The sequence below is a fragment of the Microbacterium sp. SL62 genome (assembly GCF_026672635.1).
Classification (GTDB): Bacteria; Actinomycetota; Actinomycetes; order Actinomycetales; family Microbacteriaceae; genus Microbacterium; species Microbacterium testaceum_A.
The window spans coordinates 451,651-474,838 of the sequence record NZ_JAPPRM010000001.1; the positions used below are offsets into that span (position 1 = coordinate 451,651).

Sequence of the window (23,188 nt, forward strand, 5' to 3'; positions counted from 1 at the left end):
GAAAGACCAACTCGGAGAGTGAACGACAGATCGATCCCGAGGACGACGCGGATACCTCGCGGGACGGACGCCCCGGGTGGCCCGGATCGCTGGGATGGAACCATGACCTCCTCACCTGTGCTCACCGCCTCCGGCCTCGTCAAGCAGTACGGCGAGCTGCGCGCCCTCGACGACGTCTCGCTCACGATCCGCGCCGGCGAGTCCGTCGCCGTGATGGGCGCCTCGGGCTCGGGCAAGACCACCCTGCTGCACTGCCTCGCGGCGGTCATCGCCCCCGACGCGGGCTCGATCGTGTTGAGCGCCCCCGGCACGGCCCCGCGCGAGCTCGTCGGACTGAGCGAGGGCGAGCGGGCTCGGGTGCGCCGCGAGTCGCTCGGATTCGTCTTCCAGGAGCACCTGCTGCTGCCCGAGCTCACCGCAGTCGAGAACGCGGCGCTGCCCCTGCTGTTGAAGGGCATGCGCCGACCGGATGCCGAGCGGCACGCGGCCGTCTGGCTCGCCGCCCTGGGGCTCGCGGGCCTCGAGGGCCGGCGCATCGGGCAGCTGTCGGGTGGTCAGGCGCAGCGCGTCGCGATCGCGCGCGCCCAGGTGACCGGTGCTCCCGTCGTGTTCGCCGACGAGCCCACCGGGGCCCTCGACTCGGCCACCTCGTCCGACGTGCTCGACGCCCTGCTGCGCGCGACCACGGGCCAGGGCCGCACCCTGGTGATGGTCACGCACGATGCCGACGTCGCCCGCCGCTGCTCGCGGATCGTGCGGGTGAGCGACGGGCGGATCGTGGGCGATTCGGCTCGGGATGCCGCGGAGCCGGCGCGTCCGGCGAGCGCGACGCCGGAGGCGGCTCCGCTCTGGCCCGCCCCCGCCGCGACCTCGGCCCAGGCCCCTGCCTCCGCCCCCACCCCCACCGCCACCTCGACGGAGGCGGCCCGATGAGCACCGTCCTGCCCCTCGCCCGCCTGCTCTCGCGCCCTGCGCGCCAGGGCCGGGCGGCGATCGCCCTCCCCGTCGTCGCGTTCGCCGTCACCACCGCACTGCTGATGGTCGTCGCCGGGGGCGCGCGCATGTTCCTCGTGGATCCCCGGGCCGGAGCCGAGGGCGGGCTCTACGGCATCCTGGCCGTCCTCGCCCTGGTGCTGCTCGCCGTGCCCCTGGTCACCCTGGGCGCAGCGGCGGCCCGTCTGACGAGTCGCCGCCGCAACGACCGGCTCGCGACCCTCCGCCTGCTCGGTGCGAGCACGCGCGAGCTGTGGTCGCTCACCGTGCTCGAGGCCACCGCGATCGCCGCCGCCGGAGCCGTCGCGGGGGTCGCCCTCTACGCTGCCCTCCTCCCCCTCGTCGGGTTGCTGCCGTTCTTCGGCGGCCCGGTGGGCGTCGGGGCCGTGGTCGTCGACCCGCTGCTGGGCGCCGGGGTGGTGGCATCCGTCGTGCTCATCGGTGCGGTCAGCGCGGCCGCGAGCCTGCGCAAGGTCGCCGTGACCCCGCTCGGTGTGCGCACCCGCAGCGAGGCCCCCGCGAAGAGGACGACCGCGTTCGTCGTCGGCGGCATCTTGATCGTCGGGGTCGTGGTGCTCGTGTCGAACCTCGGAGCCCTCGGTCAACTGCTCGGGCCCGCCGTGACCATCGCCGTGCTCCTCGGGCTGTTCGCCGGGGCCCTCGCGCTGCTCAACCTCATCGGCGCGCCGATCGTCGCCGCTCGCGGTCGGGCGATCGCCCGTCACGCCCGCACCGCCGCCCAGCTGGTCGCCGGTCGCGAGCTCGCCGCGCACGCCGCACCGGCGTGGCGCCGGGTGTCGGGCATGGCGCTCGTGTCGTTCATCGCCGTCGTGGCCGGGTGCGGGCTCGCGATCGCGGATGTCGCGGGCGACGCCGGGCCGCTGATGTCCGACATCCGCACGGGGGTGCTCGTGACCCTCGGCATCGCCTTCGTGCTGCTCGCGTGCGCGGTGGGGGTGACGCAGGCGTCGTCGGTGCTCGAGGAGCGCGAGCTGATCGTGGGTCTCGACCGGCTCGGCATCCCGGATGCCGAACTCCGCCGCGCCCGCCGCATCACCGTGATGGTGCCGCTGCGATGGGCCTCGGTGGGCGGCGCCGCACTCGGCCTGATGCTCGCGTTCCCGATCGTCGGGATCAGCCTGATCGTGGCGCCCCTGTCGGTGCTGACGATCGCGCTGACCTTCGCCACGGGCTTCGCGCTGGTCGCCGCGGCCCTGGCCTCGACGCGGCCGATCGTGACCGGCATCCGGCACGGCGCGCTCTGAGCCGGGGTCACCCTTCCGCGTGAGTGTCCACGGCACCCGGACGATTTCGAGAGACGTCCGGGTGTTCTGGACGCTCGACGCGCTCGAGCCCTCCCCCGCCCGAGTGCTACCGTGCCCAAGTGATCCCGGATGCCCCTCCCCCGCGCCGCATCCACGTCTCGGCCGCGGTCATCACCGACGCCGACGGGCGCCTGCTGCTCGTACGCAAGGCCGGCACGACGGCGTTCATGCAGCCCGGCGGCAAGCCCGAGGCCGGCGAGACGCCCGCCGAGACCCTCGCGCGCGAGCTGGCCGAAGAGGTCGGTCTGCGCGTTCGCGCCGACGAGCTCGAGCCCCTCGGCTCGTACGCCGCGAGCGCCGCGAACGAACCGGGGTTCGAAGTCGTGGCCGAGGTCTTCCGCGTCGACATCGGCGACCAGCAGCCGATCCCGGATGCCGAGATCGCCGAGCTCCGCTGGGTCACCGCGGCCACGGCATCCGGTCTCGAGATCGCGCCCCTCGCTCGCGAGTACTTCCTGCCCGCGGGCTGACCCGCTGCCCGGCCTGCCGCCGCGTCGCGCTTCGACCTACCAGCTGCCCTTGCTGTAGTCCTTCAGGAAGATGCCGAACAGGTCCTCGCCGGCCTCGCCGCGCACGATCGGGTCGTACACGCGGGCCGCGCCGTCGACGAGGTCGAGCGGGGCGTGGAAGCCCTCTTCGGCCAGGCGCACCTTGGTGAAGTGCGGGCGCTCGTCGGTGATCCAGCCGGTGTCGACGGCGGTCATGAGGATGCCGTCGGTCTCGAACATCTCGCGCGCGCTCGTGCGCGTCAGCATGTTCAGAGCGGCCTTCGCCATGTTCGTGTGCGGGTGGCCGGGGCCCTTGTACCCGCGGCCGAACACACCCTCCATCGCCGAGACGTTGACGATGTACTTCCGGCGCGCGGCCGACGCGGCCATCGCGGGGCGCAGCCGGCTCACGAGCAGGAACGGCGCGGTCATGTTGGCGAGCTGCACCTCGAGCATCTCGAGGGGCTCGACCTGGTCGACGTGCTGCGTCCAGCTGTTGATGCGGTCCTCGTCGGGCACGAGACCGCCCGCGTCGATCGCGGTGCCCGCGGCCAGGCGCTCGAGCGACGAGGATCCTGCGGCCATCGCCTCGGCGGTCAGTTCGTCGGCGGTGCGCGCGGCCGCGGCGAGGATCGGGTGCGCCGAGACCGACTGCGCCAGCGCCAGCGGGTGGGCGTCGTTCGTGTGGCCGAACGTGACCAGCTCGGGCAGGGGGCCGTCCGGGAGCGGTGCGAGTTCGGCATCCACCAGGGGTTTGTACGCCCCAGGGGACCGCCGGACCGTCTGCGCGGCGTTGTTGATGAGGATGTCGAGAGGACCGTCGGATGCCACGGACTCCGCCAACCCGATCACCTGGGCCGGGTCGCGCAGGTCGATGCCGACGACCTTGAGCCGGTGGAGCCAGTCGGCGCTGTCGGGCAGCGACGAGAAGCGGCGCACCGCGTCGCGCGGGAAGCGCGTGGTGATGGTGGTGTGCGCGCCGTCGCGCAGCAGGCGCAGGGCGATGTACATGCCGATTTTGGCGCGGCCGCCGGTGAGCAGGGCGCGCTTGCCGGTGAGGTCGGTGCGGGCGTCGCGCTTGGCATGGCTCATGGCCGCGCAGTCGGGGCAGAGCTGGTGGTAGAACGCGTCGACGAGCGTGTAGTCCTGCTTGCAGATGTAGCAGGCGCGGGCCTTGATGAGCTCTCCGGCGAACGGCGTGGTTGTGCGCGTGGCGAGTGGAATGCCGCGCGTCTCGTCGTCGATGCGGTCGGCGGCTCCGGTCGCGGTGGCGGCGACGACGGCGCGATCCGCGTCGGCGATGCGCTGGCGCTTCTCTTTGCGCGACTGGCGCTTGACGTCCTTGTAGAGCTTGCCGGTCTGGCGACGCAGGGCGATGTAGGCGGGGTCTTCGGGGTCGAGCGAGGAGGCGGCGTCGATGACGCGCAGCGCGATCTCGAGCTCGGTCGGATCGATGGATGCCGCCGACGCGGCGTCTCGATCGGGGCTCAGGGGTGTTTCGGGCACAGGGAAGTGTACCGAGGCGACTCTGAACGATCGGTGGGCCGGGCCGCGCCACCCCTCCTCATGACTTCAGGATCGCTTCGGCTGCTTCGACGAGTCGACGAGCGTGACGCACCAGACGCTCGGCGTCGGCATGCGTCGGTAAGCGATCGCCGTAGGACTGCGTCGACTTCGCCCCGATCAGAACCTCGAGATGTTTCGCGACCGATGCACTCGATGCCTCCCGCGACGCATTCACCGCGTCGCGGTGAGATTCCGCGGCGATCTTGTACCCGAGCACGCGACCGCAGGCGGCGTCGCTCGCCGCTATCCCCGCACTCACCGCGATCTCGGCTGCATGTTTCCATTCACGCGGGCTGTCACCGCCCAGTTGCAGCTCCGCGGAGTCCAATCGGATCTGGGCGTCCCTCATCCGAATGCTCACGGCAGCGGCGTCCATCGCCTGACGCCGCGGGCTGATTCGAGGACTCATCAGCACGCCCACTCTTCGGGTCTCGGACCGCACAGATAGATGCCGTCGCGCAGCACGTTAGCGAGGAAATCGTCACCGTCCATCTCTCGTCGCGCGAACTCGCCGCGATCCATCGGGTTGACCTGAGCGGCGCTTCCGGTGAGTTCTTCGATGCGCTCAGCGAGACCCAGGATCAACCGCGCACGTGAATCATCGTCGTACCCATCGGGGAAGACGAGAAGTACGTCGACATCGGAATCCTCCGTAGAGGTCCGGCGCGCGACCGACCCGTAGAGAATGGCGGTGACCCGCCATTCCGCGGGCACCTCATCGGGGGCATCTTCAGCGAGAAAGAGCCGGATTCCATCGAGCGCGCGGTCGCGCGCTCCCAACGCCGACTCCACGGCCGCCCAGAGAACGTGGGTGCGGTTGGGCCGGTAGATAAGGGATGGGGGTCGAGATTCGACGGAGACGAGCCCGACGCGAGCTAGCGCTCCGAGCGTACGATTCACCCCCGACGCCGACCCTGCATGGGCCACGGCGTGGACTTGCCGACCGGATAGACCGGCGTCCGTTCGACTGAGCACGCGCAGGACGGCAGCGGGGACGGGGCCGACGAGGCTCTCGAGGGGCTCCGAGAGGTTCATGTCTCAATTTTGACTCATTTGAGTTGATAGTGAAACAACCCGCTCCGGGCAAGTCGGCAGCCGGGCGCGGTCCGCGTCAGCGCTGGCCGGACTCGACCCAGCGCGTGTGCGACTTGAGCGCGTGCAGGACGGCGAGGCGCACCGCGACGTACAGCACCGCCCCGACGGCGACCAGGGCCACGCCCCACACGAGCAGGAGGTAGAGGAAGTGGGCTCCGAACATCCCGCGAGCCTATCGAGAGGCAGCGCGAGCGGCCATCGACGCGCCCGGCGTCTCTCCGCCGACCGCGGCACCCGTGCCCTCGGACACCCGCCGCGAGCGGTCGTAGCGCAGCAGCCACTTCTGAGCGGGGATCTCGACGGCCCGGTGCAACACCCACGCGATCGCGAGGGCGATGGCGAAGGCGGCGAGCGCGAGCAGCAGGGCATGCCGCCACGGCAGCTGCGGGTGCCCCTCGGGCCACGACGACGACACCGATGCGATCACGAGCAGGTGCACGAGGTAGAAGGCGAACGACACGCGTCCGAGTTCCTGCCAGAGCGGCCGGGCGAGGAAGCTCGAGCGACCGTGCGCGTCGGCCGCGGCGAGCGAGGCGACCAGCAGCGCGAACGACCCGACGGTGGCGGCGAGGCCCGGGTGGATATCGGTGCCGGGGATCGGGGGCGCCTCCGACAGGGCGTACCCCGCGACCGCGAGGGGAAGCGTGTAGCGCAGCTTCCACGGCATCCAGCCTCCGCTCTTCATGAGCAGCGCGAGGGTGACGCCCAGCACGAACTCGGGCAGGCGAAGCAGCGGAGTGGATGCCGCCGACATCGGCACCGGCGAGATCGCGGCGATCTGGGGGGCCAGGGCGACGAGCACGAGCGCTGCCACGACCACGCCGACGCGCGCGCGGTTCGACAGGCGCACGAGGGGGCGGATGAGGATCGGGAAGCTCAGGTAGAAGAACGCCTCGCACACGAGCGACCAGCTGGCGGGGTTGCCCGCCTGCCACCAGTCGGGCACCCAGCCGTTGACGAGGAAGACGTTCGCGACCAGGGGCGCTCGTCCCGCGGTCTGGATCTCGGGCACGAGGGTCGCCGCGGCGACGAGGGCGAGCCCCACCCCGACGAGGTGCAGGGGGTAGATACGGGCGAAGCGGTGCCAGTAGAACGACCCGGCGCTCTGATGCGGTTTGTGGCCCCAGGCGAGCACGAAGCCCGACAGGATGAAGAACAGGGTGACGCCGGTCTTGCCGGCCTCGAAGACGAAGGCCCAGACGGTTCCGGCGGTGCCGCCGAAGTACTCGACCGCCATGAGGTGGTGCCCGAAGATCAGCATCGCCGTCGCCCAGCGGAGCCCCGTCAGAGAGGGCAGGTGACGGGCGGGATTCGCGGGGCGGGATGCCGTCGGTGCGGCCGTCACGCGAGGCACGGGTGCCGTCATGGTGCTGATGGTCGTCGCCTCCGTGTCGTCTCTCGCGCCGGCAATGAGCGACCCGTGCGGGGCGCACGAGTCCACACCGACCCGGGAGAAGTTACCGGTCGAGTGTCAAGAAATGCCTGGAAGGGGCCGGGGCTTGACGGCGACGGCATCCCTTCTCGTGGCGGAATGGGCCGCGATCCTGGTCCCCGCGGGGCGTCGTGGCTACGCTGGCGGTTCCCGGCCCTGAGCCGGGAAGAGCGAGAGGGATGCCGATGAGCACGGGCTATCGGGGCGATCTGCCGCCCGCGACGCGGGTCCGCCGAGCGCGGATCATGGCCATCGCCTCGGCCGTGGTCTTCACGGCGTTCGGGATCCTCTTCCTGTCGTTCTCGGGCGACACCCCCCTCTTCCTCCTGGGCGGGAGCGCCACGATCGTTCAGGCAGCGATCATGATCCTCGCCGTCTCCCGCGCGTCCGCCGCGATCCGGGCCCTCTCGATCGGCGTGGCCGTCCTCGCCGTCGCGGGCGGGGCCGCCATCGCCTTCACGTCGTCGGCGACCGACGGCGGCTCGGCAGTGGCATCCCTGTTCGGATTGGCCGCCATCCTGGCGGGTGAAGCCTTCCTGGTCCACATGTTCTCGCGCGCCGTCGAGGTGCACAGCACCTGACCCCGCTCGCGCGTCGGCAATCCGAATCGCTCACTCCTCCGAAAAATGCGTGACGGTCCCCCCTTCGAGGGCCGTGCACTCGCCCGGAGGATTGATGTTCGAGACGCACACGCCCGCTTTGGCGAGCCTGGACGCGTTCACCAACGTGACCGATCTGCTCGTCCGCCGCACGGAGGAGGCGCCCGATCACGTCGCCTTCGAGGTGCCGGCCGCCGGAGGGTGGCAGCCGGTCACCACCGTCGCGTTCCTCGACGCGGTCCGCGCCCTGGCGAAGGGGATGGTGGGTGCGGGGCTCCAGCCCGGCGACACCGTGGCCATCATGGCGCCGACGCGCTACGAGTGGGCCGTTGCCGACCTCGCCGCCTGGTTCGCCGGGGGTGTGGTCGTTCCCGTGTACGACTCGTCGTCGGCCTCGCAGGTCGAGGCGATCGTGCGCGATGCCCGCGTGCGCCTGGCCGTCGCCGGAACGCGCGCGCACGCCGACCTTCTCATCGACGCGCTCGCGCAGGCCGACGGCGAGACGCTCGGCACCTGGGCGATGGCGGGCGTCGACGGCGTCCCCTCGCTCGACGAGCTCAGCGCTCGAGGTTCGGACGTCTCGGATGCCGAGCTCGAGGGCCGACGCACCCTCGCCGGCCACGACGACCCGGCGACGATCGTCTACACCTCGGGCACCACGGGTGAGCCCAAGGGGGCGGTGCTCACGCACGCGAACTTCCTCGGCCAGGTGCTCAACATCGCCGCCGCGTACCGCGAGGTCGTCAATCCGCAGGGCAACACGATCATCTTCCTGCCGCTCGCGCACGTTCTCGCCCGCGGCCTGCAGCTCATCTGCATCGCGAGCGGCATGCGCATCGCGCACCTGTCCGAGCCGGCGCAGGTCGTCCCCGCTCTCGCGGTGCTGCGACCCACCTTCCTCGTGGCGGTTCCGCGGGTCCTGCAGAAGATCCAGTCCGCTGCCGCCGACAAGGCCGCCGAGAAGAACCTCGACCGGGTCTGGGCCCGCGCGGTCTCGACCGCGATCCGCGGGGGTCGCTTCGCCGAATTCCAGGATGCCGGCTTCCCGCGCCGCGTTCCGTTCGGCTTCCGCGTGCGTCAGGCCGTCTTCGACGCCCTGTTCTACTCGCGCTTGCGCGCGGTGATGGGTGGCCGCGTCGGGTACATCCTGTCGGGAGGGGCGACCCTCGACCGCGACCTGTCGCTGTTCTTCCGGGGTATCGGCGTTCCAGTCATCGAGGGCTACGGGCTCACCGAGACGACCGCGCCGCTCACCGGCAACCTCCCGGGACGGATCGCCTCGGGCACCGTGGGACTCCCGCTCCCCGGCTCGACGGTGCGCATCAGCCCGCAGGGCGAGGTGCTCGCCCGGGGCGTGGGCGTGTTCTCGGGGTACCGCGATCCGCGGCACGACGCCGAGGCGTTCGTGGACGGCTTCTTCCGCACGGGTGACCTCGGGCGCATCGACGACGCAGGGCGCCTGATCCTCGAGGGGCGGCTGAAAGACGTCATCGTCACCTCGAACGGCAAGACGGTGGTGCCCGCCCGCTGGGAGGGCGCGGTCGAGGCGAGCCCGCTCGTGCAGCACGCCGTCATGGTCGGCGAGGGCAAGCCCTACCTCTCGGCCCTGTTGATCCTCGATCCCGAGCAGTCGGCCGCGTGGCTGGCCGCGAACGGTTCGGCGCTCGAGCCCGGCACTCCCGGGGCCCTGCGCGCGGTCGACGATCCGCGCCTGACCGCTCACCTGCAGACCGCCGTCGACGCGGCGAACGCCCTCGTGTCGCGCAGCGAACAGGTGCGCCGCTTCACCCTCGTGCTCGCCGATCTCGACGATCGCGAGCTCGTCACCCCCACTCTCAAGATCAAGCGCCGCGAGGTCCTGCACCGCGCCGCCGAGACGATCGACACCCTGTACCGAGGAGCCGCATCATGACCGCACCCGTCCCCTCCACCTCGGAACGATCCCCCGCGACCCAGAACCGCACGGCGCTCATCGCGGTCGTGGTGGCCCTCATCGTCGGCGCGGGCCTCGCTGTCGCCGGAAGCTTCCGTGGGGCGCAGGTCGGTGGCATCCCGGTGTTCGCGATCGCCGTGACGGCGGCCTTCGTCATCCAGTTCCTCGTCTTCATCCCCTCGGCCCTGCGTCGCACCGAGCGGTTCTTCGACCTGACCGGCAGCCTCACCTTCATCGCCGTCTCGATCGCCCTCGCCCTGCTCGCCCCCGCGCAGGACGCCCGCGGGTGGATCCTCGCCGCGATGGTCGTCGTGTGGGCGGCGCGTCTCGGCTCGTTCCTCTTCGCGCGCGTGCACCGCGCGGGCACCGACGGACGCTTCGACGAGATCAAGACGAACCCGCTGCGCTTCTTCCAGGTGTGGTGCATCCAGGGGCTCTGGGTGGCCCTCACCGCCTCGGCCGCGTGGATCGCCATGAGCGCGGATGCCGCCGACCGGGCGCCCCTCGACGGGTTCGCGGTCGCGGGGGTCGTCGTGTGGCTCGCCGGGATGGTGTTCGAGGTCGTCGCCGACCTGCAGAAGCAGGCCTTCCGCGCCGACCCCGCGAACAAGGGCGAGTTCATCCGCACGGGCCTGTGGTCGCGGTCGCGCCACCCCAACTACTTCGGCGAGATCCTCGTGTGGGTCGGCGTCTTCGTCGTCGCCGTGCCCGTGCTGCAGGGCTCGCAGTGGGTCGCCGTCCTGTCGCCGCTGTTCGTGGTGCTGTTGCTGACCCGGGTCAGCGGCATCCCTCTGCTCGAGAAGCGCGCCGACGAGCGCTGGGGCGACCGGGCCGACTACCGCGCCTACCGCGATCGCACCCCGGTGCTGATCCCCGCGCTGACCGCGCGGTCCTGACGGGCGCGGCGCTCAGGCGGCCACGAGCTGCGCGGCCACCGTCGCGATCCGCGAGCGCAGCTCGGAGACGGTCGTGTCGAAGGCCTCCGCGCTGCCGCTTTTCGCCGGGTCGCGGATGGACCAGTGCACGTCGTCGCGACCGCGCATCTGCTCGTGCGCCTGGTCGCAGACGCTGATCAGGAAATCGCCGGGACGCGCCACCTGGTCGAGTGATCGGGGCACGGCATCCGGATCGAGGGGAATGCGATGTCGGGTGGCCGCATCGATCGCTCCGGGATTCACGCGGTCGGCGGGGTGCATTCCGGCGGAGGCGGCGGGAATGTCGCTGTGGTCCGCCCAGATCGCCTGGGCGAGCTGCGAACGCGCGGAATTGGCCGTGCAGACGAAGACGACACGACCCGCGACCGGGGTGGGCACGGCCCCGAGCGCCGAGAACGCTTCGGGAATCAATTGCAGGTAGGTGCGGCGCCCGTCGAACTCGGAACGCACCCGCCGCACGATTCCCCTCTCGTGCAGCACATTGGTGTGGAACGCCACGAGGTTCGATTTCATCCCGAGGGCGGCGGCGATCTCGCTCGACGACATGTCACCGACCGCCAGAAGATCGACGATGCGCAGGCGACCGCGATCCCCGAGCGCCGCAAAAGCGTCGACTCTGCGCTGAAGGTCGTCCATTATGCACCCCGGGAATGCGCCGCGCCATCGGTCGCGGCAAACGCTTTTCGCTCAGTAACGTTTGAGCGATCGCGACCGGTGAAGGTCCAAGTCACCGGTTGCGATCCCTAGACAAGCACAGCAACGAGGGAGTTTCCCATGGGTATCGGCAGCGGCATCGCCCTTTTCGTGATCGGCGCCATCCTGGCCTTCGCGGTCAATCTCGACCTCGGTGGCGTGGCGAACCTTCAGACCATCGGATACATCCTGATGGCCGCGGGCGTCGTCATCTTCTTGATCAGCCTGGTCTTCATGTTCCGTCGTCGTTCGGTCGAGTCCACGACCCGTTCCACGGTCGACCCGGCCAGCGGCCAGAGCGTCACCACCCGTCGCACCAGCGACAACGGCGACCCCCTCGTGTGACGACCCCGTCCGAGCTCCACCCGCACGGCGACCGGCCTCTCCACGAAGATCCGATGAGCACCCCCGACGCGACGCTCCCGTCGCTCGGGGGTGCCTTCGCGGGGCGCTACCGGCTGATCGAGCCCCTCGGCTCCGACCGCGAGGGCACCGTGTACCGGGCGCGCGACGACGTGCTCGCGCGCGATGTGGCGGTGAAGGTCTTTCCTCTCGACCCCGACGAGGTCGCTCATCCCCGCCGGCGACTCGCGGCCGCGCGCATCCTCACCGCCCTCGATCACCCGTCGCTCGTGACGCTGTACGACGCGCACCTCACGCGCGAGGGGCACGGATACCTGGTCATGGAGCTCATCCCGGGTCCGACCCTGCGCCAGCATCTCGACGACCACGGCGCGCTGGCTCCCGACGTCGCCGCGGGACTGCTCCAAGATGTGGCCGAGGGCCTCGCCGCGATCCACGAGGTCGGCATCGTCCACCAGCACCTCGAATCGTCGAACGTGCTGTTGCGCCCCGAGCGCGCCGCGCCCCGCCCCTTCACCGCCGTCCTCGCGGACTTCGGCGTGACGCAGGTGCTCGGCGCTCGGCCCGCCACCGCGCAGACGCACCCGGATGCCGAATACCTCCCGCCCGAGCGACTGCACGGAGAGCCCGCGACACCGGCATCCGACATCTACGCCCTGGGCTTGTTGGCGCAGGAGATGCTCACGGCCGAGGGTCCGTTGAGCGGCGGTGCGATGCAGGAACTCGTGCTCGGACCCCTGGACTACGACCCCGAGGTGCCGCAGGGCTTCGGCTACGGCTGGGAGGTGCTGCTCACGGCCATGACCGACCCGAACCCCGCGGGGCGTCCGACCGCCGGCGAGGTGGCCGATCTCGCGCGCGAGCTGCGGAGCGGGCCCGTGCCGGAGGATTCACCGGCCGTCGCCGCGGTCTCGGCGGACTCCACCGCCGTGGCCGCCGTCACCGCCGATGCCGAGCCGGTCACCGCGCTCCGCGCCGTGAACCAGGCCCGGGCGACGTCGGCGCGACGCCGCCGACCCCCGCTGTGGGCCTGGGTCACGCACTACCACTGAGCCGAGTTCAGTCCTCCGCGGGCAGCGCGCGCTGAGCGACCAGGCGCCGCGCCTCGACCGCGGCGGCGGCGAAGTCGGCATCCGGGTCGTCCATGATGATCGCGGTGGCCCGCGCGTGCGCGCTGACGACGTCGTACGGCGAGGCCGCGGCGCGTTCGACGGTGGGCTCGGCGCGCCAGCCGATCGCGGCGAACGCCCGGCTGAGGCTCCGCTGCGTGTCGTGATCGCCCCGGCCGAACTGCGTCGACAGCTCGTCGGCGAGGCTCTCGTGCTGGTCGTCGGGAACGAGTCCGGATGCCGTCCGCCAGGCCGCCCGGGCCACCTCGGGGTGTCTGTCGCGCAGCACCGCGGGCGTGATCGCCGTGTAGGCGACCGGGTCGCCGATCTTCGACAGGGTGTGCAGGGCCTGGCTCCGCGCCTGGGGGATCTCGGACCCCACCTCGGGGAGCAAAGCGGGCACGGTGCGCGCGGGGTCGTGGCGCGTGAGCGCCCACGTGAGCATGTCGCGCACGAAGAAGTCGGATTCGACCGCGCACCGCGCCACGAGAACGTCGACGTAGCGATCATCGGGTCGCGTTCCCGCGGCGAGCGCGGCCTGCAGCCGGGCCGAGGCGTCGGAGTGCTCGAGGGCCGCGCGCAGCCGGTCGGCGGGTGTGGGGTCGGTCATGGTCGATCCCTCCTTCGGATCCAGCGTTTCACGGCCCGGGGCGGGGTGGGCCGTGCTCAGTCGACGCGCGTGAACCGCCAGCTCTTGCCGTTCTCGCCGCACTCGGGCATGCGCGGGCTGTTCCAGTCGGGGTCGCGCAGCACCGAGCCGCCCTTGCCCGCGCGCAGGATGAGCGACGAATCGTCGAACTGCACCCGGATCCCCCACTCGCCGACGACCTCCCAGGTGGCGGGCCCGGTGTAGACGCCCGTCCCCGCGGGCGCGAAGCAGAGGTGCCGGCGGCCGTTGCGGTTCTGCCGGGCCTCGTCGCGGTCCTGACGCGTCACGTCTCCGCGCGGGGCATCGATGACCTCCGCCGTACCGTCTCGCTGCAGCCGGATGCGCATCTCGCTCCCGGGCGCGGCTCCGTCCAAGGCCCCGCGCCATTCGACGGGAGCGACGGAATCGCGCACCGCGTGATCTTTGGCGCTGGTGAGACTCGCCCCCGCGACGACCGCGATCACGAGCACCACGATCGCCAACAGCAGGCCCCGGCGTTCCCGGAACACACGTGGAAGCCGCGGGGCGCGATCTGACGAGGACATCACGTGGAGCGTACGACGGCGAGCGTATGTCAGGCGTATCCTCTCGCCATGAGCACAGGAGCGATCATCCTCGCCGTCGTCGGTCTCGCTTTCATCCCCATCCTCGCCCTGTGCGGGCGCGGGGTCATCCCGAGGGGCTGGGGAGTCGGCATCCGGCTTCCCGCCATCCAGCAGAGCGACGCGGCGTGGCGGGCCGGGCACCGCGCCGCAGTGCTCCCCTATGCCGTGTTCGCTCTCGTGGCGGTCGGTGTCGCGGTCCTGCCGCTGGCGGTTCCGGCCCTGTCGGACGCCGATCCCGCCCTGACCGCGGTGGTCATCATCGCCGGACTCGTCGCGGGCGGCATCGTCGGCAGTCGCGCGGCCGACCGGGTGGCGTCGGACCCCGATCTGCGCGACGCCTGAGCGGCCGGCGGGCTTATGAATCCGCCCAGCGTCGACCGCCGTCGCCACGAATCCGACCTCGAGGTCAGTACCTAACGATCAGGTGCGTACGTGTGCGCGCGACGGGATCTTGCGATCCTGCCGGTACTCCACGAGCCGCCGATCGCGTGCTCGTGTCTCCACCGGTCACCGTCGCCGAGAGGACCACGAGTCGACGGAACGGTGACTCGAAGATCCGCACTGCGTAGGAGAACACCATGCCCCCCTTCACCCCCCGAATCACCCGCGCGGCCGCCCTGGTCGCCGGGGCGGCCATCGTCGCCGGACTCGTCGTCGCCGCACCCGCCAACGCCGCACCCACGACCGGATCGCCCGCGTCCGCGGCCTCCTCCGACGACCGGCAGAACGTCGGCGCCGAGGAGTTCAACGCCTGCCTCATCCGCACGCTCTTCGCCACGACGTTCGCCGATCCCGACAGCCCGTTCGCGCAGGCGATCGCGGGTCAGCTCGTGGCTCCGGATGCCATCGCCCACGGCAGCGGAACGGCATCGGGCCCGCAGGGGCTCCTCGCCCAGTTCGCGGCCGACCGGGAACGCCTCCCCGGCGCTCAGGCCGTGATCAAACACCTCGCGTCCGACGGAGACCTGGTCGCGGTGCACTGGCAGATCGCCCCCGACCCGAGCGATGAGCGCCGCGGTGACGCGGCCGTCGATCTGTTCCGCCTGCAGGACGGCAAGATCGTCGAACACTGGTCGCTCGACCAGGCGATACCGACCGGCACCCCGGCCAGCGGGAACACGAACACGATGTTCAGCGACCTCTACCGCCCGTCGCAGCCCACCCCGCCCCCGACCGAGCAGCAGGAGGAGAAGAACCGCGTCTTCGCCGTCTCGGCCTACAACACGCTGTTCCGCGACAAGGACGTGTCGATCCTCGACCGGGCGTTCGACCCCGCGTACCTGCAGCACAACTCCATCGCCCCGAACGGGACGGCCGCGCTGAAGCAGCTCTTCGGGAGCGGCGTCGCCTTCCCGGCGCAGCAGTCGGTCATCTCGCTGTCGGACGGCGACATCGTCTGGACGTTCTCGCAGGCCGTGGGCGCCAAGCCCGACGACCCGCTGCTGGCGGCCGACCTGTTCCGCGTCGACGGCGGTCTGATCCGCGAGCACTGGGACGTAGTTCCGACGAGCTGAGAAACCCTCGGGTGGTGGGCCCCGTCGGGGGCCTGCCGCCCGAGGGTCAGCGCTTCGTGACGCGCCGCTCCACGAGCTTGCGTGCCACGTCCATGAAGCTGGGCGCGTACTTCGCCCACTCCTGGTCGAGCTTGCGCACGTCGATCTTGCCGGTGTGCAGCAGCTCGCAGATCTTCAGCCAGCTCTCGCCCGTCGCCGCCGTCAGCGCACCCGCGACCGCCGCGTTCACGACGATCCCGGCGCCCGGGATCAGCTTGAGGAAGCTCGTCGCGAGCGCCCGCCCCGCGACCTGCACGCCGAACTGCGCGAGCGCGCCGGCCGAGAGCATCGTCTTGACCTCGAGGTCGTAGATCGCGGCGATGCGGCCCATCATCGTCAGCTGGATCGGCGCCAGCGTGACAGCATCCGAGACAGGAAGCGGAACGGTCGCAGCCCCCGCTGCGGCCGCGGCCGCCGCGGCGATGATCGGCCGCGCCATCTCCCTCTTCCACGGGAGGTTGAGCCGCTGTGCGATGCGAAACGCGTCCTTGTCGCGCTCGGGGGCGAGCTCGAGGGTCTGCGTGACAAGGTCACCGAGGCCGTGCCCCTTGCCCTTCCCGTTCTTGTCGCGGGTCGAGGTGAGGACGACCTGCCGGTAGGGGATGCGCAGTCGTTCACCGGTGTTCGGGTCGACGGGGTCGTTGAGCCACTCGACGAACGCCTCCAGATCCTTCGCGATGCCCTGGTGCCCGGTGAGGGGGTTCTTGATCCAGTCGACCTTCGTCAACACCAGGATCACCGGCAACCCCCGCGCGTCGAGCTCGCGGATCATCGCGATGTCGGCCGGGGTCAGCCGATCGTCGGCGGCCCGCACGCAGTACCAGACGACCGAGATCTGGTGGTCGCCGGGGTGGGCGGCGATCGCGTGGAGGTGGGTGCGCAGCTGCTGATCCGGCGGAACGGGCGAGCCGATCTCGAACCCCTCGACGTCCCAGATACCGAGCGAGTCGTCGCTGTAGAAGTGCACGCCGCGCGTGACCGGCAAGCCGCGCCCGACCTTCGCCCAGTCGCGCCCGAACACCGCGTTGACGAGCGACGACTTGCCCACGCCCGAAGCGCCGACGATCGCGAGGTTGAACCGGCCGTACCGCGACTTCGCCTCGGACGTCGCCTGGACGAACGCCTTGTCGTCGAACTGACGCGCGTCGGTGTTCTTCTTCGCCATGATCTGGCCCTACCCCCGATGATTCGCGTCGCGACCCGCGTGTGCGGGATGGATCGAATCTACGGGGCGAGGCGGCGCGAGGGACTTTCGGGAGCGCCCCTTGCGCGACGACCCGGTACAGGTCACGGTTGCCGCCGCTGCCCCACCCACCCGTCGTCATCCCGCGTGAACACGACCCGATCGTGCAGCCGCGACCGCCGGCCCTGCCAGAACTCGATCTCGCGCGGCTCGACCCGGTACCCGCCCCAGTGCGGAGGCCGCGGCACGACCTCATCGTCGGCGAACCGGGCGGTGACCTCCGCCATCTGCTCTTCGAGAGCGGCTCGGGATGCCACCGGCTCCGACTGACGGCTCGCCCAGGCCGACAGTTGCGATCCGCGCGGCCGCGAGGCGAAGTACGCGTCGTCGCGCTCCGGCGGCAGCGGCGTGGCCGCGCCGAGCACGATGACCTGTCGCTGCAGCGCGTACCAGGGGAACAGGATCGACACCGCCGGGTTCCCGGCGAGCGCGCGGCCCTTCCGCGACTGCCGGTTGGTGAAGAACCACAGGGCGCCGTCGTCGTCGATCCCGCGCAGCAGGACCGTCCGCGACGTGGGCCGGCCCTCGGCATCCACCGTCGAGACGACCATCGCGTTCGGCTCGGGCTGGTCCGCGGCATCCGTCAGCCACTGCTGCAGCAACTCGAAAGGCGAGGCCGAGAGGGCGTCGTCATCCAGCTCGGCGAGCGTGTAGTCGAGCCGGTGGGCGAGGGGGTTCTCGGTCATCGCGGGTCCTCCGGTGAGTGGCTGGGACCCCAGCGTATGGCTGCGCGGCGGAGACCGGATCGCCGACAACAGGGACATATCGGCCCCCGGTGACCCTCCGCGTCCGAGGCCCCGGCCTAGCGGCCGATAGAATCGCCGCATGGAAGAGGGGGGAACGCGGCAGCAGATTCTCGTGCACGCGGCCCGCCTGTTCGGCCGTCACGGGTATCACGGCACCACCACGCGAGAGATCGCCGATGCCGTCGGCATCCGACAGCCGTCGTTGTTTTATCACTTCTCTGCGAAGCACGTCATTCTCGCCGAGCTGGTCGACGCCGACCTCGCGCAGACGTTCGGTCGGTTGCAAGAGGCCCGCGATCTCGACGCGTCGTGGGCGGAGCGCTTCCACTACTTCTTGACGATCAGTTCGCACGACTATCTGACGCTGCCGTACGACGCGCGGGGGTATTACAGCGATGCGATCTTCACCGAGCCGGAATTCGAGACCCAGCGCGGCGAGATCTCGCGCTTCCACGACGAGGTGCGCGCCCTCGTCGGGCACGGCATGACGGCGGGCGAGTTCATGGCGATGGATGCCGAGTTCGTGCAGCGCGCGATCACCGGCCTGCAATTCGAGGGCATGCGCGAGCGCGAGACGAATGCGTCGGCGCCGGTCGCCCACCGCCCCCTTCAGGTGTCGGATTTCATTCTTCGCGCGGTGCTCGTCGATCCTTTCCGTCTCGACGATGTGCGTTCTGCGACCCAATCGCGCCTCGAGGGCGCGGTCTCTTTCTCGCAGTAGTCCCAGCCCCTTCCCCCTGACTTTTCTCGGGGGTGACACTGTCGCGAAATGCGGGCGCAACACGCGCCCTCTATCAATTGATAGACGCATTACCTATCACTTGATAGCCTGCTCCGCAGGTCACTCCCGAGGTGGCGGAGCATTGAGCATCGACGGAGATTTCCATGCACACCACCACTCGCATCGCCGCTGTCGCCGCGGTCGCCGGTATCGCCGCCCTCGGCCTGGCCGCGTGCTCCTCGAGCCCGGCGCCGGCAGCAGACACGGCATCCGCCATCACGACCGTCGCTCCCACCGCCCTGCGGTCGGCCGACACGTTGTCGATCTGCACCACCAACCTGGGGTCGCCCCCGAACATCAGCACCGACGAGTCCGGCAACCTCGTCGGCAGCGAGATCGACCTGGCCAAAGCGGTCGCGGGTCGCCTCGGCCTCACGCCCGATTTCGTCACGGTCGACTTCTCGGCGCTCATCCCGAGCCTGCAGGCCACGCAGTGCGACGTCATCATGGCCTCGCTCTACATCAAGCCCGAGCGCAAAGAGGTCGTCGACTTCGTGCCGTACCTCACCTCCGCCACCGGCGTCGCGGTGAAGCAGGGAGCGGATGCCGGCATTACCGGCCTCGACGACTCGCTCTGCGGCAAGAAGGTCATGGTGACCGTCGGAACCACCGCTCAGGATCTCGCAGAGAAGCAGTCGACGACCTGCACCTCCGAGGGCAAGAAGCCCCTCGACATCAGCACGAACAACCAGGCCACGGTGGGCTTCCAGCAGCTGGTCAGCGGGCAGCTCGACGCGTACCTCGATGCGGCCGAGCTGATCGGGTACTACCAGAAGCAGGGCACCGCGGGCATCGAGATGGTGGGCGACCCGACCGACGCGATCGACATCGGCGCGGCCACCCTCAAGGACAACACCGCGCTGCACGACGCGATCCAGAAGGCCTTCGACGACCTCGTCTCGACGGGCGACTACGAGAACATCCTCAGCACCTGGGGACAAGAGGCCCTCGCGTACAACGGAAGCAACTGACGATGAACTTCGACTGGGGCTTCTTCTGGAAGAACCTGCTCACCCCGGGCGCGCCCTTCCTGCAGGGTCTCGCGCTGACGGTGCTCATCTCGGTGCTCGCGATGGCCGGCGCGCTCGTCGTCGGTCTCGTGATCGCGATGATGCGGCGCTCGACGTTCGCGCCGTTGCGCGTGATCGCCAGCCTCTACATCTGGTTGATCCGCGGAACACCGCTGCTCGTGCAGCTCGTGATCATCTACACGGGCTTCGCGGCGGCGAACGTGTTCCGCTTCCAGGACGTCGATCTCGGCGGCATCCTGGTCAAAGCCGCCATCCAGGCCGCGATCGTCGGGCTGATCATGAACGAGAGCGCGTACATCTCCGAGATCATCCGCGCGGGCCTCGATTCGGTGCCGATCGGTCAGACCGAGGCGGCGCAGGCCCTCGGCATGTCGGGCATGTCGGCGATGCGGTGGATCATCCTGCCCCAGTCGCTGCGGCTGATGGTTCCCCCGCTCGGTAACTCGTTCAACGGGCTCATGAAGAGCACGTCGATCCTGAGCGTCATCGGCGTCTCGGAGATGTTCCTGGTCACCCAGAGCATCAGCGCGGCGAGTTTCCGCACCTTCGAGATCTTCGCGGTCGTCGCGATCTACTACCTCGCCCTCACCACGATCTGGACGGTGATCCAGAGCGCGATCGAGAAGAAACTCAACGCCCGCGTCGGCATCGTGACCACGGCGTCTCCGTGGCAGCGGCTGTTCGGGGGCCGTCGGTCGGCGCCCCTCACCCCCGTCACCGCCCTCTCCGACTCGGGAGTCCTGAAATGAACGATCCCCTCGTCAGCGCGAAGAACGTCACCCGCGAACTCGGCGGGCGTCAGGTGCTCGACAACGTGTCGTTGGACGTGCAGCCGGGCGAGGTCGTCGTGCTCGTCGGTCCCTCGGGTGCCGGCAAGACGACGTTCCTCCGCACGATGAACGGCCTCGAGAGCATCGACGGCGGCGACCTGACGGTCGCGGGCCAGCCGATGGGCTACCGGATCGCGCCGAACGGTCGTCGCATGCCCGCGACGAAGTCGGCCCTGCGGCAGCAGCGGCAGGAGACCGGGTTCGTCTTTCAGCACTTCAACCTCTTTCCGCACATGACCGCGCTCGAGAATATTTGGCACGCGCCCGTGCGCGTCCGCGGTGTCGACAAGCGCGAGGCCGTCGCCCAGGCGCAGGCCCTGCTCGAGCGCGTCGGGCTGGGCGACAAGAGCGACGCGCGGCCGAGCAAGCTCTCGGGCGGTCAGCAGCAGCGCGTCGCGATCGCACGGGCTCTGGCGATGAAGCCGCGGCTGATGCTGTTCGACGAGCCGACCAGCGCCCTCGATCCCGAGATGATCGGCGAGGTGCTCGACGTCATGCGCGAGCTCGCTGCCGACCACATGACCATGGTCGTGGTCACGCACGAGATGGGCTTCGCCCGCGAGGTGGCCGATCGCGTCGTGGTGATGGATGCCGGAGCGATCATCGAGGTCGCCCCGCCCAGCCAGCTGTTCGCCGCGCCCGAGCATCCACGCACGCAGGCGTTCCTCTCGAAGATCCTGTGACGCCCTCCCCCGCACCCGCATCTCCCCGCACGACCGATCGAGGAACACCCATGTCTCGCACGCCCCTGACCGGCGCCATCGCCACCCCGCACGTCGACGCCACCCGCTCCGCGGAGCAGGCATTCGCCCGCGGCGGCAACGCGATCGATGCCGCCCTCGCGGCCGCTGCCACCCTCAGCGTGGTCTACCCGCACAACGTCAGCATCGGCGGCGACCTGATCGCTCTCGTGCGCGACCCCTCGGGGCGCACGCGCTGTGTGAACGCGTCGGGCCCCGCGGCATCCGCTGTCGATCGTGCGGCGATGCGCGAAGCGCACGGCGAGGTGCTGCCGTATCGGGGCATCGACACGGTGACGGTGCCGGGGGCGGTCCGCGGGTGGGAGGTGCTGCGGCGCATGGGCGGTCAGCGCGAGTGGGGAGAGATCTTCACGGATGCCGTGGCTGCAGCCCGCGACGGAGTGCCGGTGTCGCGCTCGCTCGCCGCCGCCTTCCGCGAAGAAGAGGCCGCGATCGGGTTCGACGCGGGCTTCCGCGACACGTTCCTCGCGCAGGGCCCGCCCGTTCAGGGCGATGCCCTCGTGCAGCCCGTGCTGGCCCGCACTCTCGAGGCGATCCGCGACGGGGGCGCCGCGGCCCTGTACGACGGCGAGCTCACCGCCGGGTTCGTCGACGGCCTCGCGCGCCTCGGCTCGCGCATCGGTGCGGCCGACCTCCTGCTCTTCCACCCCGAGGTCGTCGAGCCGCTGACCACCTCGTTCGGCACGTATCGCGTGCTGACGAGCCCGCCCAACACGCACGGTTTCGTGCTGTTGCGGGTGCTCGGCGAGCTGGAGCGGCAGGGCATCACCGACCCCCTGGGGACGGACTTCGGCCGCATGATGGAGCGCTTCTTCGCCGCGAACCTCGTGCGCGACGAGCTGCTCGCCGACCCGCGGGTCACCTCGGGAGACGTCACCGAACTGCTCAGCGGCGACGCGACCGCACACGGCGACGAGCCCGTGCTGCCCGGCTTCCGCCGCCCCCGCGGCGACACGGTCGGCATCGCGGTGTCGGACTCGTCGGGGTGGTCGGTGTCGCTCATCCAGAGCGTTTACCACGCGTTCGGAGCCGCCGTCGTGGAGCCCAGCACCGGCATTCTGCTGCACAACCGCGGCACCGGATTCTCGCTCGACCCCTCGTCGCCGAACGCCCTCGCACCCGGAAAACGCCCGCTCCACACCCTCATGCCGGTCATGGTCGACGACGCGAAGGGCCTGCGGTTCGTCTCGGCGACGATGGGCGGCCAGGGTCAGCCGCAGATCCACGCCCAGACGTTGCTCCGGGCGATGGCGGGAGCCACCGCTCAAGAGGCGGTGTCGGCTCCGCGCGCCATCGTGGGCCCGCAGCGCGACGGCGACAGCCCCTCCGACATCTACGTCGAAAGCGACCTGCCCACCCCCGCCCGCGATTCGCTCGAGGCGACGCGGCTGCACATCATCGAGACTCCGGATGCCGACGAGCTCGTCGGCCACGCCAACCTCGTCATCGTGGCCGCCGACGGTGGCCTGGACGCCGGCAGCGACCCGCGATCGGATGGCGCGGCGAGCGTGCGGGGGTATGGGGGCTGAGGCGACGCCCCGATCTGCCGCTGTTGACGAGCGAGACCACAGCCGAGCGCCGGTCGGGGACAGATAGCGACAGCGACGGCAGCGAGAAACAAGTCCGAAATCGCGCGACAACCACCGTCACCGCGCCTGCAGTGGCGCAATCAGACGCGATGCGCGCAAGAGCCGGATCGCGAACTTCGCTTACGCGTCGCGGCCCCCTCGCATACGGTGACGAAACGCGTACCTGCCCCCGGGCCGTTCGCAACACCCATCTATTGAGACCGAAGTGAAAGATCATTCATGAAGAAGAAATCGTTGCTATCCGTTTCGGGTGGCGCAATGCTCACCGTACTCGTCGCCTCTTTCCTGTCAGCGGCGCCTGCAACCGCCGCGTCCCCCTCGGAGATCGATTTATCGCCGGCGATATCGACAATCTCCGGCGGGACCGTGCTTGAGTCCGTCGGAGCCACGCAAGCGGAATGGGAAGCGGAGATCGAATCCCTCGTTGCTAGCGATCTGCCCCGGTCCGTCACCGAACAGGACGGCGTCACCCGCTACTCGTTCGAGCTCACGCCTCAGGGCGAGGGCGTACCCACGGGGTACGTGATGGATTACACGGTGGAGGTGCGTGACGATGGAGCCATCGTGCCGATGCTGGCTGGCGGCTCCAACCAGCACGGCCCTTATCTGGACCTGAACCAGTTCGATCAAGATCTGGTCATCAGTGGTGGCGCTGCCGCTATCGGGCTGGCCGCGTGCGCGATCCCGGCCGTGGGATGGGTCAGCTGCGCCGCGATCACCGCTGCATTGACGATTGCCGCGGTCGCTCTTGCACACAACGGAAAATGCAAGGGCGAGTTCCGCATCTATCTGAATCGCGCTCGGGACGAACCGCAGTACGCCTGCGTGACCTAAGCGCCATTTCGTCGGAAGCCGTCCGGGCCGAGCAT

26 protein-coding genes are annotated in these 23,188 nt (G+C 70.3%); 16 read left to right on the forward strand and 10 right to left on the reverse strand.

The genetic code is table 11. The features are described 5' to 3' along the window. Positions 1–102: 102 nt before the first annotated feature. From OVA26_RS02070 to OVA26_RS02080, 3 genes are all read left to right on the forward strand, one after another. Positions 103–933 (forward strand): ABC transporter ATP-binding protein, encoded by an 831-nt coding sequence (locus tag OVA26_RS02070; protein WP_268102782.1) that lies wholly within the window; start codon positions 103–105, stop codon positions 931–933. After that, positions 930–2,258: an FtsX-like permease family protein gene (locus OVA26_RS02075; protein ID WP_268102783.1), complete on the forward strand. Its 1,329-nt coding sequence runs from the start codon at positions 930–932 to the stop codon at positions 2,256–2,258. Before OVA26_RS02070 ends, OVA26_RS02075 begins: the two co-directional genes overlap by 4 nt. A 119-nt stretch (positions 2,259–2,377) precedes the next feature. Further along, on the forward strand, positions 2,378–2,788 hold the full coding sequence (locus OVA26_RS02080) for an NUDIX hydrolase (RefSeq protein ID WP_056224856.1): 411 nt from the start codon (positions 2,378–2,380) through the stop codon (positions 2,786–2,788). A 36-nt stretch (positions 2,789–2,824) separates the two neighbouring features. Here OVA26_RS02080 and OVA26_RS02085 read toward each other — a convergent pair whose 3' ends face one another. The 5 genes from OVA26_RS02085 to OVA26_RS02105 all read right to left on the reverse strand — a co-directional run bounded on the left by OVA26_RS02085 (position 2,825) and on the right by OVA26_RS02105 (position 6,833). After that, positions 2,825–4,312, reverse strand: coding sequence for an SDR family oxidoreductase (locus tag OVA26_RS02085; RefSeq protein ID WP_268102785.1), 1,488 nt, complete (start codon positions 4,310–4,312; stop codon positions 2,825–2,827). A gap of 58 nt (positions 4,313–4,370) precedes the next feature. After that, positions 4,371–4,787, reverse strand: coding sequence for a hypothetical protein (locus OVA26_RS02090; RefSeq protein ID WP_268102786.1), 417 nt, complete (start codon positions 4,785–4,787; stop codon positions 4,371–4,373). Beyond that, on the reverse strand, positions 4,781–5,407 hold the full coding sequence (locus tag OVA26_RS02095; RefSeq protein ID WP_268102787.1) for a nucleotidyltransferase family protein: 627 nt from the start codon (positions 5,405–5,407) through the stop codon (positions 4,781–4,783). Before OVA26_RS02095 ends, OVA26_RS02090 begins: the two co-directional genes overlap by 7 nt. Positions 5,408–5,483: 76 nt before the next feature. Beyond that, a complete protein-coding gene (locus OVA26_RS02100; protein WP_186316574.1) occupies positions 5,484–5,630 on the reverse strand; it encodes a hypothetical protein in 147 nt (48 codons plus the stop codon). A gap of 9 nt (positions 5,631–5,639) precedes the next feature. After that, positions 5,640–6,833: an acyltransferase family protein gene (locus tag OVA26_RS02105; protein ID WP_268102788.1), complete on the reverse strand. Its 1,194-nt coding sequence runs from the start codon at positions 6,831–6,833 to the stop codon at positions 5,640–5,642. Positions 6,834–7,084: 251 nt separating this feature from the next. On the opposite strand from OVA26_RS02105, the gene OVA26_RS02110 reads away from it, so the two are divergent. The 3 genes from OVA26_RS02110 to OVA26_RS02120 all read left to right on the forward strand — a co-directional run bounded on the left by OVA26_RS02110 (position 7,085) and on the right by OVA26_RS02120 (position 10,327). Beyond that, positions 7,085–7,480, forward strand: coding sequence for a hypothetical protein (locus OVA26_RS02110; protein ID WP_268102789.1), 396 nt, complete (start codon positions 7,085–7,087; stop codon positions 7,478–7,480). 94 nt (positions 7,481–7,574) lie between these two features. Beyond that, on the forward strand, positions 7,575–9,410 hold the full coding sequence (locus OVA26_RS02115) for an AMP-dependent synthetase/ligase (RefSeq protein WP_268102790.1): 1,836 nt from the start codon (positions 7,575–7,577) through the stop codon (positions 9,408–9,410). Further along, entirely contained in the window at positions 9,407–10,327 is a 921-nt protein-coding gene (locus tag OVA26_RS02120) for a DUF1295 domain-containing protein (protein WP_268102791.1), read from the forward strand. Before OVA26_RS02115 ends, OVA26_RS02120 begins: the two co-directional genes overlap by 4 nt. Positions 10,328–10,339: 12 nt before the next feature. On the opposite strand, the gene OVA26_RS02125 is transcribed toward OVA26_RS02120, so the two are convergent. Next, positions 10,340–11,002: an arsenate reductase/protein-tyrosine-phosphatase family protein gene (locus tag OVA26_RS02125; RefSeq protein ID WP_268102792.1), complete on the reverse strand. Its 663-nt coding sequence runs from the start codon at positions 11,000–11,002 to the stop codon at positions 10,340–10,342. A gap of 138 nt (positions 11,003–11,140) precedes the next feature. On the opposite strand from OVA26_RS02125, the gene OVA26_RS02130 reads away from it, so the two are divergent. Together OVA26_RS02130 and OVA26_RS02135 are read left to right on the forward strand one after the other, a co-directional pair. Then, positions 11,141–11,404 carry a DUF6458 family protein gene (locus OVA26_RS02130; protein WP_056224881.1) on the forward strand — a complete coding sequence of 88 codons (264 nt, stop codon included), beginning with the start codon at positions 11,141–11,143 and terminating at the stop codon, positions 11,402–11,404. A 53-nt stretch (positions 11,405–11,457) separates the two neighbouring features. Continuing rightward, a complete protein-coding gene (locus OVA26_RS02135; protein WP_268102793.1) occupies positions 11,458–12,474 on the forward strand; it encodes a serine/threonine-protein kinase in 1,017 nt (338 codons plus the stop codon). A gap of 7 nt (positions 12,475–12,481) precedes the next feature. Here OVA26_RS02135 and OVA26_RS02140 read toward each other — a convergent pair whose 3' ends face one another. Then, positions 12,482–13,141 (reverse strand): HEAT repeat domain-containing protein, encoded by a 660-nt coding sequence (locus tag OVA26_RS02140; protein WP_268102794.1) that lies wholly within the window; start codon positions 13,139–13,141, stop codon positions 12,482–12,484. A 56-nt stretch (positions 13,142–13,197) separates the two neighbouring features. Further along, positions 13,198–13,725: a hypothetical protein gene (locus tag OVA26_RS02145; protein WP_268102795.1), complete on the reverse strand. Its 528-nt coding sequence runs from the start codon at positions 13,723–13,725 to the stop codon at positions 13,198–13,200. A 48-nt stretch (positions 13,726–13,773) separates the two neighbouring features. On the opposite strand from OVA26_RS02145, the gene OVA26_RS02150 reads away from it, so the two are divergent. Both OVA26_RS02150 and OVA26_RS02155 read left to right on the forward strand, forming a co-directional pair. Next, on the forward strand, positions 13,774–14,127 hold the full coding sequence (locus OVA26_RS02150; protein WP_268102796.1) for an SdpI family protein: 354 nt from the start codon (positions 13,774–13,776) through the stop codon (positions 14,125–14,127). A 236-nt stretch (positions 14,128–14,363) separates the two neighbouring features. Beyond that, positions 14,364–15,299, forward strand: coding sequence for a nuclear transport factor 2 family protein (locus tag OVA26_RS02155; protein ID WP_268102797.1), 936 nt, complete (start codon positions 14,364–14,366; stop codon positions 15,297–15,299). Between the two features lie 46 nt (positions 15,300–15,345). Here OVA26_RS02155 and OVA26_RS02160 read toward each other — a convergent pair whose 3' ends face one another. After that, positions 15,346–16,503, reverse strand: a complete 1,158-nt coding sequence (locus tag OVA26_RS02160) for a GTPase family protein (RefSeq protein WP_268102798.1) — start codon at positions 16,501–16,503, stop codon at positions 15,346–15,348. 122 nt (positions 16,504–16,625) lie between these two features. After that, entirely contained in the window at positions 16,626–17,267 is a 642-nt protein-coding gene (pdxH, locus tag OVA26_RS02165; protein ID WP_268102799.1) for a pyridoxamine 5'-phosphate oxidase, read from the reverse strand. A 139-nt stretch (positions 17,268–17,406) separates the two neighbouring features. Between pdxH and OVA26_RS02170 the strand changes: the two genes are divergently transcribed. The 6 genes from OVA26_RS02170 to OVA26_RS02195 all read left to right on the forward strand — a co-directional run bounded on the left by OVA26_RS02170 (position 17,407) and on the right by OVA26_RS02195 (position 23,153). Next, complete coding sequence (locus tag OVA26_RS02170) at positions 17,407–18,048, forward strand: TetR/AcrR family transcriptional regulator (protein ID WP_268102800.1); 642 nt, start codon at positions 17,407–17,409, stop codon at positions 18,046–18,048. 164 nt (positions 18,049–18,212) lie between these two features. Then, complete coding sequence (locus OVA26_RS02175; RefSeq protein WP_268102801.1) at positions 18,213–19,079, forward strand: ABC transporter substrate-binding protein; 867 nt, start codon at positions 18,213–18,215, stop codon at positions 19,077–19,079. Positions 19,080–19,081: 2 nt separating this feature from the next. After that, positions 19,082–19,888 carry an amino acid ABC transporter permease gene (locus OVA26_RS02180; RefSeq protein ID WP_268102802.1) on the forward strand — a complete coding sequence of 269 codons (807 nt, stop codon included), beginning with the start codon at positions 19,082–19,084 and terminating at the stop codon, positions 19,886–19,888. Further along, entirely contained in the window at positions 19,885–20,652 is a 768-nt protein-coding gene (locus tag OVA26_RS02185) for an amino acid ABC transporter ATP-binding protein (protein WP_268102803.1), read from the forward strand. The genes OVA26_RS02180 and OVA26_RS02185 overlap by 4 nt, the downstream gene beginning before the upstream one ends. Positions 20,653–20,702: 50 nt before the next feature. Continuing rightward, a complete protein-coding gene (locus tag OVA26_RS02190; protein ID WP_268102804.1) occupies positions 20,703–22,259 on the forward strand; it encodes a gamma-glutamyltransferase family protein in 1,557 nt (518 codons plus the stop codon). 279 nt (positions 22,260–22,538) lie between these two features. Further along, entirely contained in the window at positions 22,539–23,153 is a 615-nt protein-coding gene (locus OVA26_RS02195; RefSeq protein ID WP_268102805.1) for a hypothetical protein, read from the forward strand. The last annotated feature ends 35 nt before the right edge of the window (positions 23,154–23,188 follow it).

What these genes read in the sequence shown, in the direction of transcription:
- OVA26_RS02070 (WP_268102782.1), top strand. Translation starts at nt 103, where the DNA reads ATGACCTCCTCACCTGTGCTCACCGCCTCCGGCCTCGTCAAGCAGTAC.
- OVA26_RS02075 (WP_268102783.1), top strand. Translation starts at nt 930, where the DNA reads ATGAGCACCGTCCTGCCCCTCGCCCGCCTGCTCTCGCGCCCTGCGCGC.
- OVA26_RS02095 (WP_268102787.1), bottom strand. Translation starts at nt 5,407, where the DNA reads ATGAACCTCTCGGAGCCCCTCGAGAGCCTCGTCGGCCCCGTCCCCGCT.
- OVA26_RS02100 (WP_186316574.1), bottom strand. Translation starts at nt 5,630, where the DNA reads ATGTTCGGAGCCCACTTCCTCTACCTCCTGCTCGTGTGGGGCGTGGCC.
- OVA26_RS02105 (WP_268102788.1), bottom strand. Translation starts at nt 6,833, where the DNA reads ATGACGGCACCCGTGCCTCGCGTGACGGCCGCACCGACGGCATCCCGC.
- OVA26_RS02110 (WP_268102789.1), top strand. Translation starts at nt 7,085, where the DNA reads ATGAGCACGGGCTATCGGGGCGATCTGCCGCCCGCGACGCGGGTCCGC.
- OVA26_RS02115 (WP_268102790.1), top strand. Translation starts at nt 7,575, where the DNA reads ATGTTCGAGACGCACACGCCCGCTTTGGCGAGCCTGGACGCGTTCACC.
- OVA26_RS02120 (WP_268102791.1), top strand. Translation starts at nt 9,407, where the DNA reads ATGACCGCACCCGTCCCCTCCACCTCGGAACGATCCCCCGCGACCCAG.
- OVA26_RS02125 (WP_268102792.1), bottom strand. Translation starts at nt 11,002, where the DNA reads ATGGACGACCTTCAGCGCAGAGTCGACGCTTTTGCGGCGCTCGGGGAT.
- OVA26_RS02130 (WP_056224881.1), top strand. Translation starts at nt 11,141, where the DNA reads ATGGGTATCGGCAGCGGCATCGCCCTTTTCGTGATCGGCGCCATCCTG.
- OVA26_RS02135 (WP_268102793.1), top strand. Translation starts at nt 11,458, where the DNA reads ATGAGCACCCCCGACGCGACGCTCCCGTCGCTCGGGGGTGCCTTCGCG.
- OVA26_RS02140 (WP_268102794.1), bottom strand. Translation starts at nt 13,141, where the DNA reads ATGACCGACCCCACACCCGCCGACCGGCTGCGCGCGGCCCTCGAGCAC.
- OVA26_RS02145 (WP_268102795.1), bottom strand. Translation starts at nt 13,725, where the DNA reads ATGTCCTCGTCAGATCGCGCCCCGCGGCTTCCACGTGTGTTCCGGGAA.
- OVA26_RS02150 (WP_268102796.1), top strand. Translation starts at nt 13,774, where the DNA reads ATGAGCACAGGAGCGATCATCCTCGCCGTCGTCGGTCTCGCTTTCATC.
- OVA26_RS02155 (WP_268102797.1), top strand. Translation starts at nt 14,364, where the DNA reads ATGCCCCCCTTCACCCCCCGAATCACCCGCGCGGCCGCCCTGGTCGCC.
- OVA26_RS02160 (WP_268102798.1), bottom strand. Translation starts at nt 16,503, where the DNA reads ATGGCGAAGAAGAACACCGACGCGCGTCAGTTCGACGACAAGGCGTTC.
- pdxH (WP_268102799.1), bottom strand. Translation starts at nt 17,267, where the DNA reads ATGACCGAGAACCCCCTCGCCCACCGGCTCGACTACACGCTCGCCGAG.
- OVA26_RS02170 (WP_268102800.1), top strand. Translation starts at nt 17,407, where the DNA reads ATGGAAGAGGGGGGAACGCGGCAGCAGATTCTCGTGCACGCGGCCCGC.
- OVA26_RS02175 (WP_268102801.1), top strand. Translation starts at nt 18,213, where the DNA reads ATGCACACCACCACTCGCATCGCCGCTGTCGCCGCGGTCGCCGGTATC.
- OVA26_RS02180 (WP_268102802.1), top strand. Translation starts at nt 19,082, where the DNA reads ATGAACTTCGACTGGGGCTTCTTCTGGAAGAACCTGCTCACCCCGGGC.
- OVA26_RS02185 (WP_268102803.1), top strand. Translation starts at nt 19,885, where the DNA reads ATGAACGATCCCCTCGTCAGCGCGAAGAACGTCACCCGCGAACTCGGC.
- OVA26_RS02190 (WP_268102804.1), top strand. Translation starts at nt 20,703, where the DNA reads ATGTCTCGCACGCCCCTGACCGGCGCCATCGCCACCCCGCACGTCGAC.
- OVA26_RS02195 (WP_268102805.1), top strand. Translation starts at nt 22,539, where the DNA reads ATGAAGAAGAAATCGTTGCTATCCGTTTCGGGTGGCGCAATGCTCACC.